The organism is Paenibacillus sp. P32E, from assembly GCF_001909085.1.
Classification (GTDB): Bacteria; Bacillota; Bacilli; order Paenibacillales; family Paenibacillaceae; genus Paenibacillus_AQ; species Paenibacillus_AQ helianthi.
Genome location: NZ_LVYY01000068.1, coordinates 94,872 through 109,098 on the forward strand (window position 1 = coordinate 94,872; position 14,227 = coordinate 109,098).

Annotated in this window: 17 protein-coding genes and 1 pseudogene; 11 read left to right on the plus strand and 7 right to left on the minus strand. The window is 46.1% G+C overall.

The window, feature by feature from the left end; all coding sequences use genetic code 11:
* Positions 1 to 69: 69 nt before the first annotated feature.
* Both A3848_RS27950 and A3848_RS32515 read left to right on the plus strand, forming a co-directional pair.
* Positions 70 to 438 (plus strand): MerR family transcriptional regulator, encoded by a 369-nt coding sequence (locus tag A3848_RS27950; protein WP_256702576.1) that lies wholly within the window; start codon positions 70 to 72, stop codon positions 436 to 438.
* 403 nt (positions 439 to 841) lie between these two features.
* Positions 842 to 1,021 carry a hypothetical protein gene (locus A3848_RS32515; protein ID WP_178382093.1) on the plus strand — a complete coding sequence of 60 codons (180 nt, stop codon included), beginning with the start codon at positions 842 to 844 and terminating at the stop codon, positions 1,019 to 1,021.
* 296 nt (positions 1,022 to 1,317) lie between these two features.
* Here the strand turns inward: A3848_RS32515 and A3848_RS27960 are convergent, their stop codons facing one another.
* Together A3848_RS27960 and A3848_RS27965 are read right to left on the minus strand one after the other, a co-directional pair.
* Positions 1,318 to 2,625, minus strand: a complete 1,308-nt coding sequence (locus A3848_RS27960) for an AAA family ATPase (RefSeq protein ID WP_074088316.1) — start codon at positions 2,623 to 2,625, stop codon at positions 1,318 to 1,320.
* Between the two features lie 94 nt (positions 2,626 to 2,719).
* Positions 2,720 to 3,055, minus strand: coding sequence for a helix-turn-helix domain-containing protein (locus tag A3848_RS27965; protein WP_074088317.1), 336 nt, complete (start codon positions 3,053 to 3,055; stop codon positions 2,720 to 2,722).
* Positions 3,056 to 3,220: 165 nt separating this feature from the next.
* On the opposite strand from A3848_RS27965, the gene A3848_RS27970 reads away from it, so the two are divergent.
* Entirely contained in the window at positions 3,221 to 4,069 is an 849-nt protein-coding gene (locus tag A3848_RS27970) for a DNA-binding protein (RefSeq protein WP_083612418.1), read from the plus strand.
* Positions 4,070 to 4,071: 2 nt separating this feature from the next.
* On the opposite strand, the gene A3848_RS27975 is transcribed toward A3848_RS27970, so the two are convergent.
* Positions 4,072 to 4,275 carry a hypothetical protein gene (locus tag A3848_RS27975; RefSeq protein ID WP_074088318.1) on the minus strand — a complete coding sequence of 68 codons (204 nt, stop codon included), beginning with the start codon at positions 4,273 to 4,275 and terminating at the stop codon, positions 4,072 to 4,074.
* 156 nt (positions 4,276 to 4,431) lie between these two features.
* Between A3848_RS27975 and A3848_RS27980 the strand changes: the two genes are divergently transcribed.
* A complete protein-coding gene (locus A3848_RS27980) occupies positions 4,432 to 4,803 on the plus strand; it encodes a RidA family protein (RefSeq protein ID WP_074088319.1) in 372 nt (123 codons plus the stop codon).
* A gap of 122 nt (positions 4,804 to 4,925) precedes the next feature.
* Here A3848_RS27980 and A3848_RS27985 read toward each other — a convergent pair whose 3' ends face one another.
* Together A3848_RS27985 and A3848_RS27990 are read right to left on the minus strand one after the other, a co-directional pair.
* Complete coding sequence (locus tag A3848_RS27985) at positions 4,926 to 6,059, minus strand: SMP-30/gluconolactonase/LRE family protein (protein ID WP_074088320.1); 1,134 nt, start codon at positions 6,057 to 6,059, stop codon at positions 4,926 to 4,928.
* Positions 6,060 to 6,071: 12 nt separating this feature from the next.
* Complete coding sequence (locus A3848_RS27990; protein ID WP_074088321.1) at positions 6,072 to 6,857, minus strand: SDR family NAD(P)-dependent oxidoreductase; 786 nt, start codon at positions 6,855 to 6,857, stop codon at positions 6,072 to 6,074.
* Between the two features lie 198 nt (positions 6,858 to 7,055).
* Here A3848_RS27990 and A3848_RS27995 point away from each other — a divergent pair, with 198 nt between their 5' ends.
* On the plus strand, positions 7,056 to 7,745 hold the full coding sequence (locus tag A3848_RS27995; RefSeq protein WP_256702577.1) for a TetR/AcrR family transcriptional regulator: 690 nt from the start codon (positions 7,056 to 7,058) through the stop codon (positions 7,743 to 7,745).
* On the plus strand, positions 7,742 to 8,488 hold the full coding sequence (locus A3848_RS28000) for a nucleotidyltransferase family protein (protein ID WP_074088322.1): 747 nt from the start codon (positions 7,742 to 7,744) through the stop codon (positions 8,486 to 8,488). Before A3848_RS27995 ends, A3848_RS28000 begins: the two co-directional genes overlap by 4 nt.
* A gap of 145 nt (positions 8,489 to 8,633) precedes the next feature.
* Here the strand turns inward: A3848_RS28000 and A3848_RS28005 are convergent, their stop codons facing one another.
* Complete coding sequence (locus A3848_RS28005; protein ID WP_074088323.1) at positions 8,634 to 9,533, minus strand: SDR family oxidoreductase; 900 nt, start codon at positions 9,531 to 9,533, stop codon at positions 8,634 to 8,636.
* A gap of 102 nt (positions 9,534 to 9,635) precedes the next feature.
* Between A3848_RS28005 and A3848_RS28010 the strand changes: the two genes are divergently transcribed.
* The 5 genes and pseudogenes from A3848_RS28010 (at position 9,636) to A3848_RS28030 (ending at position 13,839) form a co-directional block, all read left to right on the plus strand.
* Positions 9,636 to 10,022, plus strand: a complete 387-nt coding sequence (locus tag A3848_RS28010) for a MerR family transcriptional regulator (RefSeq protein WP_074088324.1) — start codon at positions 9,636 to 9,638, stop codon at positions 10,020 to 10,022.
* A gap of 362 nt (positions 10,023 to 10,384) precedes the next feature.
* Complete coding sequence (locus A3848_RS28015) at positions 10,385 to 10,984, plus strand: hypothetical protein (RefSeq protein ID WP_074088325.1); 600 nt, start codon at positions 10,385 to 10,387, stop codon at positions 10,982 to 10,984.
* 345 nt (positions 10,985 to 11,329) lie between these two features.
* Positions 11,330 to 12,097 carry a carbohydrate-binding protein gene (locus A3848_RS28020; RefSeq protein WP_074088326.1) on the plus strand — a complete coding sequence of 256 codons (768 nt, stop codon included), beginning with the start codon at positions 11,330 to 11,332 and terminating at the stop codon, positions 12,095 to 12,097.
* Between the two features lie 307 nt (positions 12,098 to 12,404).
* Positions 12,405 to 12,626: pseudogene (locus A3848_RS28025) on the plus strand (transposase); the annotation flags it as partial.
* Positions 12,627 to 12,807: 181 nt separating this feature from the next.
* Positions 12,808 to 13,839 carry a zinc-binding alcohol dehydrogenase family protein gene (locus A3848_RS28030; RefSeq protein WP_074088327.1) on the plus strand — a complete coding sequence of 344 codons (1,032 nt, stop codon included), beginning with the start codon at positions 12,808 to 12,810 and terminating at the stop codon, positions 13,837 to 13,839.
* Positions 13,840 to 13,964: 125 nt separating this feature from the next.
* On the opposite strand, the gene tlp is transcribed toward A3848_RS28030, so the two are convergent.
* Positions 13,965 to 14,189 carry a small acid-soluble spore protein Tlp gene (tlp, locus tag A3848_RS28035; RefSeq protein WP_074088328.1) on the minus strand — a complete coding sequence of 75 codons (225 nt, stop codon included), beginning with the start codon at positions 14,187 to 14,189 and terminating at the stop codon, positions 13,965 to 13,967.
* Positions 14,190 to 14,227: the final 38 nt, after the last annotated feature.

The window sequence follows — 14,227 nt, forward strand, 5'->3', positions numbered from 1 at the left end:
TTATGATCTATCCACAATTCGCAGCTTACTATGCTACACTAAGTGTAGGTCAACACTAAAAGTCAGGCGGTGAGCAAAATTTTTACCATTGGACAGGTTGCCAAAAAAGTAGGGATAAATATTGGCGCGATTCGCTTTTATGAACGAAAGGGTCTTCTGGAGCCAGTAGTCCGCAACGAGCAAAACAATCGCCTGTATACCGACGACGAGATTGGCTGGCTGATCTTTCTGAAATGTCTGCGGGAAACGGGAATGAGTATAGAGGAGATCAAGAAGTACCACGACATGGTCCAAGCCGGAACCTCTACCCTGCCGGAGAGAACCAGGCTCATTGAGGAGCAGAAGCAAGCCCTTTTGGACGAAATTGAACAGAAAAAAGCTCAGCTCGTTCACCTGGAGCATAAGCTGGAGCGCTATTATCGCGGGGAGAATTATTAGGAAGAGGTCAGGACTAGGGGATCAAGTACGGTCTGCGTGGTCAAGAACTCAGGTGGCCCTTTAAAGGCGCGTGGATTCTATTAGGAAACTTCATCCTGAACACAGGAATCCGGGGCGTGGGGGATGACAACACGGGAACAAGCCGCTACTTGGATGGCGGTTCACTATCTGGAACTCCAGAGTCGGAAATATCTGGGCAGACGGCCTGGTTACCAACAATACATTCAGCTACAATATCGTTCAGATTTCAACCCTGGCGAACAACATCGCCTTTAATGGCGGCAAAGACAACAAAATCATCGGCAACCTGCTTACAGATACCGAGCGGACAGGCGCAGGAATCGCCCTCGGCACGAACTTCAACCCGCCGTCCATGACCGGAACCCTAACCTTTCAAAACAACATGCTGCTACGTACCGGCTCCGCCCACCGCGACTTCGGCTACCAAATCGGTGCCTTCTGGACCTACTGGCTGAACAACAACGGCAAAGCCCAAAGCCTGGCCGTGTATCCGGCAACACCATCAAAGACAGCACCTACTCGGGCATCTTCATCGAAGAACCGGGACCGAATATCTAGGTGACTTTCGACGTACGCATCCAAGGCTCTGCCATCGGAACCTCGGTGTTCAATAAATAACATGGGGACGAACATACCTACCGAGAAGTTCCTGAATACTTCGGCTAGCTTTACCGTGTCAAGTTTAGAAATAATTAGAAGGGGAGAAATCGATGAAAAAGCCCTCCAATTTTGTTTATCAAACATTTGGAGGGCTTTTTATTGAATTTTTGTGTTTATATACACGGTATGTAAAATATAGAATGAATTTAATTGATTTCCTTATAAAAATATAAGAAGTAAATTCTTGTCATTTTACTACTAAAATAATTTTAATTGTATTTCTTCTTCTTGTTCTTCCAAGTTAATAACATATTCATGAGGGGGTAATATTTCGTCTATACTTCTTTTAGGAAGGTGCATAGTAATAAAATAGAAATCAGAGTCAACAATTGAGAGACGTTTATCAAAATAAGTATAGACTTTTGGAAAGATTTCTTTTTCTATCTGTAATTCATCTAAATGACTGAGAACGGTAGTCAGCGCACCATGATTTATACTTGAACCTAAAGGGTGAATATCTTTTAGCTTATCAAATATATATTGAAAGGGAAGACCTCTACGGATTACATCTTGTTCGGAGTTAAGTACTATTTTTGTAATGTAATAATAAAGTTGTAATTTCCTTCTACGACCTCCACCGGCAATATCTTTGATTTTTGTAAAATAAGTTCTACTCATTTCTTCCCAGTACGTATTAACAATTCCCTGTGCTTGTTCGAGGTTTTTTAACTCGGTTACTTCATTTTGAGTTTCTTTAATACCATTAAAAATACATAATTCAAATAATAAACCTTGAAAAACGGCAACTATACCATTGGATGCTTCAACGAAGTAATTAACTAATGGATTAGAGATTTTTATATTTAGACAATTGCTTCCTTTATCTACAATTTCTCTTAATTCCTCATTGCTCCATTTAGTTGCATCAATGTAATCTATTCTATGGGACAACTCACCATTGAACTTTTCAAAGTAACCAGAAGTAATTTTAGTACCTAGGATTATAAATCGTATACCATTTTGATAGAACATTTTTAAATCAAAGGCCAATTGATACTGTTCAATTAGCGGTAGATAATGAAAATCATCAAGAACTATAGTGAGTTTCCCTGATTTTTCAAGTTCGTTGGATACTAAAACACTAACAGTATTCGGAAGATAAGGCTTCTTCACTTCTGAAACATTTTCCTTTTCTGACTTTTCTCCGGTTATTTTTGACTTAAGAAATTCAAGAAAACTCGTACTAATCTCACCTTTAAGCTTATTAGACTCTTCCATTGTTTTGGTGATTCTTTCAGTCACTTCAATTTCAGCTTTGTATAATATTTGAACGTAAATATCATTTAGGTTTATGCCTTTGGTGCAATCAACAATTACAACATCTGAAGTAGTCGGTATATATTTCTTTCTTAAAAAGGTTTTACCAACTTTGGTCTCCCCGAAAATAACGATATGGTGATCTGTTAATTCTAACTTATCTTTAAAATCGTAATCAATTTGACGCGTAACGTAACTTTTTAAAATATCTTTTGAAACACCAAAAACATTTTTAAGGGTTGTTTTCATCTAATCTTTCCTTTCAATGGTATTTTGAAATTTTTTCAAATCATAACATATTAACGACTTTTTTGCTGTTAGTTATGAATGTAGTGTGATAACTTTAGTCTTCATATCTAAATGCAGCAATCACTTCCCGATTAATCTTAGTGAGTGCTGCTATTTCCTCTGTACTTCTATCACTGATCAAAGTCATATGCTCATCTAATGCCTTACGGCGGTCAGTTTCATCCTCAAAACGGAAAATTTCTATAGCGGGTACTTTGAAGGCAGCTATTATTTTCTCCAGAGTCTCCAAAGAAATGTTGCGGTCTCCCCGTTCTACTCCACCTATGTAACTGTAATGAAGCGATGCTGCTTCTGCCAGTTGTTCTTGAGTCCATCCTTTTGCTTTTCTGAGCTCTCGTATCCGATTTCCTACACTTTCTGGTAAATTCATGTTATCACCTCCACTTAAGGTTAGAAGAGGTATGCTGACCATTACAGATCATCAAGTGCAAACTAATAATTTGATTAACTGTACTTAAAAGTACTATTTATATTGACCTAATATATAATTAGCTATACAATTAACTGAAAATGGATAAAAAAGGAGGCTCCACCCGTGCGCCCTTCCATTCTGAAATCACTCAAGCCGGATATTATGGTTGAAATGCTGGAAATGGCTTATCGCTTCGAGGATTGGGACAAGATGCTGAATACGGCGGGTATTCTGTACAGCTATGCGCAGTGCATCTATGAGGAGCGGCAGTATCACAAGGCTAAGAATCTTCCGGTACCGACTCTGGATACGGAGCGTCCACTGGTCTATTATTTTGGGTTCAGTCATCTGATGCGGGGCATCGTGTGCCAGAAGCAGGGGAAGTATGATGAGGCAAAAGAATCCATATACCGTTATGCCGAGCTGGGCTGGATGGAGGATTTGGGGGAGGAAGGGCAGGAGATTGCCGAGGAGTTCCGGGTTCTGGCTCGTGCCAACTTATACATCGTGGAGATTCTGTCCGGTAAGACGGAACTACTGGAGGGGTACGCACGATTCTTACAGGATAATCCCGAGGAGTTGCTGCCGGGGCTTGGGACTATTTTACAGGCTGCGGTCCAGTACGGGCTTGATGTGGATGATCTGCTGCATATGTTCACGGAACAGAGTGCCGGATTTGGGGAGTATGAGGATGCAGGCAATATTTCGCATTATTACAGCTATTGTTATCACTTGGCGTTATATCATGAGCGGGCGGGCAGAGTGCCGGAGGCGCTGGACTGGACGATACAATCTCTAATGCTGGCTCACCAGTCCAGTCATGACGGGAATTTCAAGCGTTGTCTGGCTCTGTTTGAAACATTGCGTGAAGAGATCACGGAAGAACAGGATCGGCGATATCATGAGGTGCTGGCGGAGTGTCTGGGGCAGGTTGTATTGAAGCTTCCTGAACTGCGCCATGCTGGTGTCTAAGGTTAAGTTGTTTTCTTATTCAGCAAAAGAAAGATTATTCCGCCAAAAATAAAGCCGCTAAGCACACCCGCCAATATACATTTGGTCATACTGAGTACAATGTCCGATGACGTGCTGTCGGGGGTGGATACTATATTCACAATGAACAACAGGCTAAACAGGATGGATGTAATCAGAAAAGACTTAGATTTCAGGAATCGCTTCATGGTTCTCCTCTTTCCACAATAATCCTCTGTTATATAGAATAAAGTAAACCTTCGTACAATATTACCATAAATACCCTCCCAAACCACGACATACAGCTGTCCGGTTTCCCCTCTATAATGAAAGTAACTTGAAATGATAAGGAGACGAGCAGAGGCATGGGCGAGATTGTTAGGCATGATGTGAATGAGGAGTATGCGTATTCCGGATTTGTGGAGGCGGGGGATTTTATTTTCCTCAGCTTCTGTGTGGGCAATGTGGGGGGAACGGTGGAGGAGCAGGTGGAAGGTGCGCTGGATCATATGAGTGACCGGTTGCAGCAAGTGGGGCTGACGCTTACGGACGTGGTAAAGCTGGATATTTTGCTGCGGGATGTGTGGGATATTCCGGTGATGGAGGCGGTGTTCAAGCGTAGATTCCAAGGAAAATACCCTGCCCGGAAAACGATCTCCACGGAGTTCGCGCATGTAGGCGGGCCGGATGGACTTAAGGTTCAGATCGATGGTGTGGCGTTTCGTCCACGCGCGTAGCGTTTGGAGGGTAGGAAGAAAATGCCCCAATATGAACAGCAGCTCACCCTGTATGGAGTGAGCTGCTGTTTGGCATGCCTTAAAGTGGTAGTGGGGTGGATGAATATAGCATGAACACTACCTTAAGGATTCATAAGCACCCGATGAACGCCCTGGCTTCCTCCCGGTGCGGTTCCGAGATATAAATATCCGCCCTGGCTTACGGCAGTGGTGATGCCATACAATGTACCTTCAGGATCATGCCAGCTATTCACAAGTTCCCCTTCGGGTCCATATTCCGCAACCAGTCCATGCTTCACCGGCGCACTGGCTCCATTTAACATAGATTGTGGAACTTTGGACATTGTAGCTGCTAACCAGGGATGACTGTGCATGTAGTCGGCAAAAGGCAAACGGGTTGTGAATACCCCTACCCAGAAATGTCCCTGCGCATCACGTGTGATGTTGTCCGGGAATCCAGCAATATTATCGGCAAAAATATCCGAGGTACCCTGCTTGGCCCCCTTCAGCCAGTATCGGGTTAGCTGATAATGATACGATTCGGCCACGAGCACAAAATCTTCATCGGCAGACAAGGCTACCCCATTGGCAAAATATAAGTCCTCAAGTAAAACACTCGTCTGCTTGGTCTGCGGATCATATTTCAGCAAGCGTCCATGCGGTTTGTTCTCGGCAATTTCTTTGAACATGACCTTGCCATAGTTAGAGGTATCCGAGAAATAGATCGATCCGTCCTGCGCAATGTCCAGCTCGTTCGCCAGGTAGATTGGTCCACCCTCCACTTGATTGGTCAGCACTTCAACTTTTCCCTCCGGGTCAATCGACAGCAGCCCTTTCTGAATATCTGCTACAATCAGATTCCCCGCTGCGTCGAATTTCAGTCCGTTAGGGGTTCCATGGGTATCGGCGAACACTTCAGCCGGCTGCGCTTTACCTGCCGTGTCAAAGGCTACTCTGTAAATTTTGCCGTCGGAGTCCCCCGTATATAGCCTTCCTTGTGCATCAAAAGTAATGAATTCCGGGAACTTGGCGCGGTCTGTAACCAGCTCTGCCGAGCTGAGCTTGCTGTTTTCTTTCCAGGGACCGTCTTTCTCAAAAGAAGGGGCGGCGGGCGCAGACCATACAGCGGGATCTACCGGAGCAGGTATCAGCAGAAAAACAGCGATTCCCAGTACAATTACCCCGAGCAGGGCCAAGCTCCATCTGCCGACTTGTTGACGTGTTGAACGTTTGCGTTGCTTTGGTTCTGTGGACATTATGAATCCTCCTTATTGTTTCTTGGGGCGAAGCATGCCCCCAACTAGTCGCAGACTCTGTCTGCGGGTCATGAAGCGGGAAATCTGGGCGCCCAGATAATTCTGGAATCCCGGAACAACGTACTGTTTTCCTTTGTTCATAGCGCGGAGGGTGACTGCTACTACACGCTCCGGCGTGTCCTTCGCACCGACAGAAGCATCCTCCGAGCCAACGACATTGAAGAAATTCGTATCCGTCGAGCCGGGGCACAGAGCAAAGAATTGAACGCCACGGTCACGATTCTCCCACCACAGGGCATCGGTAAAGGACAAGACAAAAGCTTTGGTCGCGCCGTAGACGGCCATATAAGGCAGCGGCTGAAAGCCTGCGGTAGACGATACATTGATAACAGCGCCAACACCCCTGTGCAGCATCCCCGGAAGGAAGAAATGAGTCATATCCACTACAGCGGCGACATTAAGTATCACTTCTTCATGCTGGCGCTTGCCGGAGACTTGCTCGAACAGACCGTGGGTGGCAAACCCCGCATTGTTGACCAACAGATCAATTACCAGATTGAGCTGCTGGCACTTCTGATACAATTCTCCGGCAGCACCTTCGATGGATAGATCCAGGGGAATAACTTGCGTCTGAACCCCATAGCTTCGGGTCAATTCGGCGGCAAGCGTATCAAGTTTGCCTTTGGATCTGGCTACAAGCACCAGATGACTTCCTTCCTTAGCCAGTTGTCTGGCGAACTGTTCTCCGATGCCCGAAGAGGCCCCGGTGATCAGTGACCACTTTCCTTTAATATTCATAAGTTTCGCTCCTCTGATTACTATGTTTTGTTGTGGTAACACTGTTTCCTATGCGAATCATCGTAACCCGAAGGATCACTTGTGTCAAATCTTTTTTTTAAACTTATGGATCAATTGACAACCCTCCTGCAAATGGTTAGAATGCCTGGTAGAACGCAGTAACTATGTTTCCGGTCAACAACATGACATCCGAATGAGGTGATATTTATCCATAACGAAGACAAGCCCTCATCATCCACAGGGCGGGTACAGAAAACATATCAGGAGGCTCGTCTGCAAAATACAGAGAATCTCCGTAAGCTTGTGGTGGATGCGGCTGCGGACATTTTGCAGGAAGAAGGGCCAGAAGCTGTCACTGTGCGTAAAGTGTCGGAAAGAATGGGCTGCTCCACCAAGATCATTTACAGTTTGTTCGTCAATAAAGAGGGGCTGGCCCAGCAACTGTATCTGGAGGGCTGTAAATTGCTGGCCCAGGGTTTTGAAGAAGTGCCGCTGTCCTCTGACCTTTTGCAGCATTTGCTGGATTTGGGCGAAGCCTTCTGGCAGTTCGGGCAGGATCATACCAGCTACTACAAGCTGATGTTTGGAGGGGCTTTTGCCGAATTCAAGCCGGATGCAGAGAGTATGCAAGGGACGATGACAGCCATGAGCCGCTTGTTGAACCTAATCAGCACCGCCCAGCAGCAAGGACAGATATCGGACCAGGAAGAGACAGGGACCCTTGTCAGCATCATATGGGCTTCGCTGCACGGCGTAATCCACCTGTATATTGGCGGGTTCCTTGGCAATGCCGAAGCGGCCCATGCCGTATACAAGCAAACCATGGTGTTGCTGTCCCAATCGCTGTTTGCAGCACAATTGGTCCAGCAGAGGAGCGAACAGGAATGATCGCATTGATCTTGGCTGCGGGGTATGCAACCCGGCTCTACCCGTTAACGAAAGATACGCCGAAGCCGCTGCTGCCGGTTCAAGGAAGCCGGACGATTCTGGATTTGCTGATGGACCGTCTGGAGGTTCTGGAGGAAATTACGGAGATTCTGATTGTGACGAATGAGCGCTTCTTCCGTGCTTTTGAACAGTGGCATCTGCAGTATAGGGGAACGAAGCCGATTCGTGTTCTGAATGACGGCACTTCTTCACCAGAAGGACGGTTAGGAGCGATTGGCGATATCCAGTTTGTGATCGACCGGGAACAATTGTCGGAGGATCTGCTAGTTCTGGCCGGTGATAATGTGCTCGGATTTGGCCTTGAGGGGTATCTGAATTACTTTCATCAGGTGGACAAAGACTGTATTCTGGTCCGGACGGTGGACGATATTCGGGAGCTTCGCAGTGTTGGCGTGGCTGAGCTGGATGCAGAGATGCGGGTCCTTTCTTTGGAAGAAAAGCCGCAATCGCCCCGGACGAACATTGGCGTATTTGCACTCTATATCTATAAGCGGTCTACGCTGCCGCTATTCTCCCGTTATCTCGCCGAAGGCGGCAACCCGGATGCGCCGAGTTATTTTCCTGCATGGCTGCACTCCCGTCAGGAGATACGGGCTTACTATACGGACGGTACGATTGACGATGTCGGCACCCCGGAAGCATATGCGGAGATGCGGGATAGGCTGGGTAACGGTGAAGCCTAGACGGCAGGTGCGCGGAGAGTAAAGGGTTGAAAATAAAGGGTCTGATGAGTCTTAATAGCAGGAACAGCGGCAGTCCAGGAGGCGAAAGATAGCTCCCAGACTGCCGCTGTTTTATTTAAATAATCTATCCGTTTAAGTAAACTGTTCAGTTGTTGAAATAGTGGCCTTCTTCAAGATCTGCGATCAGTCCGTGATGTTCTGGCCGCCAGTTCAGGTGTTCTTGGGTCAGTAGGCTCGATGTCGGGTTATCACGCCCGGCAAAAGCGCCGAGAAATCCGAAGTGTGCGTTTGCCTCCTCCGGCGGGATACTGACCACAGGCAGGTTCAGGTGGCGGCCGATGACACCGGCGATATCACGGAATGGGACCCCTTCCTCTCCGGCCCCGTGCAGGCGAGATCCTGCCGGGGCGTGTTCCAGCGCCAGCCGGAAGAGCCGCGCCGCATCCAGCCGGTGTACCGCTGGCCAGCGGTTTGTGCCGTCTCCGATGTAAGCGGACACCCCCTTGTCACGGGCAATGGCAATCAGTGCAGGGACGAAGCCCTTGTCTCCCTCTCCATGCACGGATGGTGAGAGACGGACGACTGAAGTCCGCACACCGCGCTCAGCCAGTGCCATGGCCAAGCATTCTGATCCGCCCCGGGGCAATTCGGCGCGGGCCACAGTTTCTTCTGTTCCGGTTTGTCCCGGCGGGAGCAGCATGGAGAGGATCATTGTTCCTGAGGTGATGACAAACGGCTTGCCGGAGCCCTCAAGAGCTGCTCCGATCGTCTCGACGGCACGAAGATCGGTAGCGACGGCACCGGCATAGTCCGAGAAGTCGTGCTTGTAAGCAAGATGAATAACGCCGTCTGCTGTGGCGGCGCCGCTGCGCAGACTCTCGAGGTCGTCGAGTCCGCCGTGATGCACTTCCGCGCCAGCCGCCGACAATGCAGCGGCAGCCTTGTCCGTCCGGGCAAGTCCGACGACCTGATGCCCGGCGCCGATGAGTTCAGGGATGACTGCAGAACCGATGAAACCTGTTGCTCCGGTCACAAAAACACGCATGGGGAATTCCTCCTAAATGAAAATGAATACTTGCAATTGAAATGATAAAGTATAGAGTGCACTCGATAGCAATAGGGCTAAAACCCATGCTACAATAGAAGTATGGAGAACAAATTTTCGAGCAAACAAGTTGCTGAAGAGACGGGACTAAGCATCCACACCCTGCGATATTATGAACAAATCGGATTAATTGACGGGATAGAAAGGGATGACAATGGATATCGCCTGTATTCCCAAGCCGATATGGTATGGTTCAAGGCTTTACATTACTTTCGGTCCATGGGAATGCCTGTACGGGAGATTCAGAAGTTAATGGCTGTAAAAAAGAGCGGGGTCTCAACCATAACGGCAAGACGTGAATTTATAGAAAATTATCGCGGGACAGTTATCGAGCAAAGGAAGGAACTGGATCTGAGGTTAGAAAAAGTCGATCAAAAAATCGATTTTTTCAAAAGACTAGAGTCCGCACAGCTGGAACTGGAGAGATGATGGGGACAAAGGTTACAGGTCCCTACATATGAAGTTTCAAGAAAAGCCCACCTTTGGGTTTTTCTTTTTTTGTATTTAGAAGGGGTAATACCAGCAAAAAACGACTTGGGTAAGTTCAATTTGGGTATATTGTTGTTTGTGATTTAGATAACATAAAGTTAACCTTATACATAAATAATGTTAATTTTATGTCATTCATCGCTTCAATGGCTCTGATATAATTTCTGCTAGGTAGATGAAAGTAACGACTCAACTGGAACAAAATACTGAGGCAAAACTGATTTTTAATCCATACGGGGATTAATTCAGTTAGCAAGCGAGTAAACATGCGATAACATAACTTTATAGTAGGAGTTTGAGATGTGAAAAAAACATTATTGGCTTGTATTCTGATCATGTTGATGCTAGCATCGGCTTGTGGAAATGTTGAAACGACATCAAATCCGAATACTTCTAGTGAGCCTACACCTGCATCGGATGAGTCTATTATTCCAAAAAACAAATCTGAATATTGTACTGTAGACCGTATAAGCTTGGACAGTGAAACTGGAAAATATTTCTATGGAACTTGGAAAGTTGAGAAGCTTTTAGGATTTGCAAATTCATATAATGATGCGTCTGAATATCCCACAGGGCAAAAATTTATTGGAGATGAAATTATAATCGAAAAAGACTTTTTTTCATCAAAAGGTCTTAAAAAATATAGTAAATATCAATATGAACTAAAAAATCCATTATATCAGAATATAGCGACATGCTATAACTCTACCTCTTTTTATAGACTGTATAAAATAGATATCCCAGACTTAAATATAAATGATGAGGTAAAGGCAATAGATATAAGTGACCCTTCTACAAAAATGAGCATACCTGTAGGTGTAAGCTTTTTAGCTGTTAATAACGATAGGCTTATCTTGTTATCAGAGGCAACTATTTTTGAGCTTAAAAAAATTTCTGATTAAATGAATGTGATTCTGAAAATGCCTGTGAATATATTTTTTTAAACAAGGGGCTGTCCCAAAGCCAGGTAATGGCTGCTTGGGATGGCCCCTTGTTTTTAAGTAGGATCAATGTGGGCACTTGGGTGGTCGCTCCGCGAACGGACCGTTGTTCCAATCGCTGTGTTCCAGAGATATTCTTATGTTCAAAAGATTACGCAAATGTGCAAACGATTGCCGTTACGTTCTTATCCATGAAAACTAATCATATCCATTTCATCGAAAATCACATAAAATATGTTTATTATTGGTATATTATATGGTATATTTATCCTGAACTTCATACCAAAAAATAGGAGTTGACGTAAAATGTTCAAGAAGATGAAGAAGAGTGTATCGATTTTGGTTTTGGCAGCTGTTTTTGTGCTAACGTTTGCACAATCGGTCTTTGCCAGTGACCAGCCTGTTCAACTGACTTCAGCCAATCTATATCTTTACAAGTATGGATACGTTGGATTCAGCGGCAATATCGAAGTAAGCAACCTGGGCAACCAAAAAACTGTAACTATTCACTATACTCCTGGAGACGGTCAGTGGTATGATACGAACGCCTCCTATCAAGGCCCAACGGACTCCACGCATGAAAAATGGAGTTTTATGGTTTCCACCGATAACATGAGCAATAATAATCCGCAGCTCACAAATGCCCAAACGATTCAATTTGCAATTAAGTATGAAGTCAATGGACAAACGTATTGGGACAGTAACAACGGACAAAACTATTCCGTCAGCCGTTTTAATGAAAGTTCAACCATTCTTGGTAAACCGAACGTTTTTCGCGCTTACTATGATTTATATGAGAACACCTTCTCGGGAAGTGTATATGTCAAAAATTTAGCCTACAGCAAAGAGGTTAAAATCAAATATACAACCGATAACTGGAATACAACCAGGGAAGGATACGCCAGCTACTCCATACCGGCGAACTCCGATGGCAGCGTAGAAATCTGGGACTTCAGCTTTAACAATATTGACCCAAGTGTTACGCAAATTCAGTACGCTATCTCCTACACCGCAAATGGACAAACGTATTGGGATAATAATTACGGGAACAACTATACAGTAAACCGCTATTAATACAGAAATATATCCGTGAACTTAATGCTCTTCCCCTTATTTTGGAGTAGGATCAACGTGAGCCCTTGGGTGGACGCTCCGCGAACGGACCGTTGTTCCAATCGCTGTTGTCCCCAGATTTTATTTATTCTCCTTCGCGGTGAAAATCCGGGGACAAGGGCGATCGCTACCACTTTTCCACAATCGTTCCGTCCTCTCCGCTGTTTAAGCGGAAAAAGTTTCTTCAAATCTTTCTAAAATCACGAAAAGAAACCATCCTTTGGTAAAATGGAGTTACCACACAACCACTTCAAAGGAGAGGTTTCTTTTGTACATTCAATATACCATGGACCAACTTTGCTTGCCGATCGATCTGGAAGAAGATATTCCAGAAAGTCACCTTGTTCGTGTCGTGAATGCCACCGTCAATCGACTGGACGACGCCATTTTTGACGCTGCCTATCCCGGCCGCGGCCGCGACAGCTATCACCCTAAGATGCTTACTAAAGTCATTATTTACGCCTATACTCAGCGAATCACACCAAAAAGGTAACCCTCCTAATCTTGGGGCGGTTACCCTTTTTGCTACAATTTAGAAGTTGGGGGAACATACAGTATACGTTTTGATACTAGATCACAATAATGTGCGTACTTCCGGAAATGTGGTGTATACATTAAACTGCCAGTATAAGCAAGTTAGCACGTAACCCCATTCAAAGGAGAGAATGACAATGACGAAGGAAACCATGAAAGCCGTTGGCCTGTATAAATATTTGCCCATTGAAAATCCGGAGAGTCTGATCGACGTGGAAGTGGACAAGCCGAACCCGACGGGCCGGGATCTGCTGGTGAGGGTACAAGCGGTCTCCGTGAATCCTGTGGACTATAAAGTCCGTTCACCCAAAAACCGTGAGGAGAGCGTACTGAAAGTGCTGGGCTGGGATGTTGCGGGCGTGGTTGAACAGGTTGGCCCGGAATCCACCTTGTTCCGTCCTGGCGACGAAGTGTACTATGCCGGAAGCATTATACGTCCCGGTGGGAACAGCGAGTTTCATCTGGTGGATGAACGGATTGTTGGAGCGAAGCCGTCCACACTGGACTTTGCACAGGCCGCGGCTTTGCCGTTAACCTCGATTACCGCCTGGGAAAGCTTGTACGACCGGCTGGGCGTTTCCCTGAATAAGGCTGACAATGCAGGCAAGACGCTTTTGATTATCGGAGCAGCGGGTGGCGTTGGATCGATTGCCATACAATTGGCGAAGAACTCTGGCCTGACGGTTATTGGCACCGCATCCCGGCCGGAATCCGTGAGCTGGGCGAAGGCGCTTGGAGCGGATCATATCATCAATCATTTCGAGGCGTTCGTTCCGCAATTAAAGGCTGCCGGATTTGACCAAGTGGACTATGTGCTCTGCTTGAACAGTACCGGGAAGCACTGGGCGAATATGGCAGAGGCGATCGCACCACAAGGCAAAATATGCTCGATTGTGGAGACGGAGGAATTACTGAACCTGACCTTGCTGAAGAACAAAAGCGTCACGTTCGCCTGGGAATTGATGTTCACCCGCTCCACCTACCAAACGCCGGACATGATAGAGCAGCACAAGCTGCTGAATGAAGTGGCACGCCTCGTAGACGCTGGTGTGATCCGGACGACGACGAATGAAACGCTGAGGCCCATCAATGCAGAGAATCTGCGTAAAGCGCATGCCATGCTGGAAACGGAAAGAACGGTCGGTAAAGTGGTTTTGGAAGGATTCTGATGAATTGCGATTCCTGGAGTATTGGATACAATGGTCTGTAGACTTCATTACCTAAGCGAAACGGCGGTTCGGCCCGGAATGATCCGGGAGAACCGCCGTTTTCGCTTGAACTGGCATTTACTATACTACTCTTCGGAATGCGCGGCTTCGTCCTTAACTTCCTCGCGGAAGCCCTTAATGCTTTCTTTACGGCGTTCGTTCTTGGCTTCGATCTGTTCACGTTCTTTGCTGCTGATTTCAGAAGAGAATTCGTTCAAATAGTCTTCAGCTTCATGCAGGTTCTGCATGGTGTGCTGAATGCTTTGCTGTAAATGCTCAACATTGTCTGCCCGGTTATCCGGCTTTGCCATTGGTGGATCGCCTCCTGTGATTAGCGCGCCGCAAGGAC

Coding starts and splice junctions, on each gene's coding strand:
- A3848_RS28000 (WP_074088322.1), top strand. CDS start 7,742: ATGATCGCATTGATCTTGGCTGCGGGGTATGCAACCCGGCTCTACCCG.
- A3848_RS28020 (WP_074088326.1), top strand. CDS start 11,330: ATGTTCAAGAAGATGAAGAAGAGTGTATCGATTTTGGTTTTGGCAGCT.
- A3848_RS27960 (WP_074088316.1), bottom strand. CDS start 2,625: ATGAAAACAACCCTTAAAAATGTTTTTGGTGTTTCAAAAGATATTTTA.
- A3848_RS27985 (WP_074088320.1), bottom strand. CDS start 6,059: ATGTCCACAGAACCAAAGCAACGCAAACGTTCAACACGTCAACAAGTC.
- A3848_RS27990 (WP_074088321.1), bottom strand. CDS start 6,857: ATGAATATTAAAGGAAAGTGGTCACTGATCACCGGGGCCTCTTCGGGC.
- A3848_RS28005 (WP_074088323.1), bottom strand. CDS start 9,533: ATGCGTGTTTTTGTGACCGGAGCAACAGGTTTCATCGGTTCTGCAGTC.
- A3848_RS28030 (WP_074088327.1), top strand. CDS start 12,808: ATGACGAAGGAAACCATGAAAGCCGTTGGCCTGTATAAATATTTGCCC.
- A3848_RS27980 (WP_074088319.1), top strand. CDS start 4,432: ATGGGCGAGATTGTTAGGCATGATGTGAATGAGGAGTATGCGTATTCC.
- A3848_RS27975 (WP_074088318.1), bottom strand. CDS start 4,275: ATGAAGCGATTCCTGAAATCTAAGTCTTTTCTGATTACATCCATCCTG.
- A3848_RS27965 (WP_074088317.1), bottom strand. CDS start 3,055: ATGAATTTACCAGAAAGTGTAGGAAATCGGATACGAGAGCTCAGAAAA.
- A3848_RS28010 (WP_074088324.1), top strand. CDS start 9,636: ATGGAGAACAAATTTTCGAGCAAACAAGTTGCTGAAGAGACGGGACTA.
- tlp (WP_074088328.1), bottom strand. CDS start 14,189: ATGGCAAAGCCGGATAACCGGGCAGACAATGTTGAGCATTTACAGCAA.
- A3848_RS32515 (WP_178382093.1), top strand. CDS start 842: ATGCTGCTACGTACCGGCTCCGCCCACCGCGACTTCGGCTACCAAATC.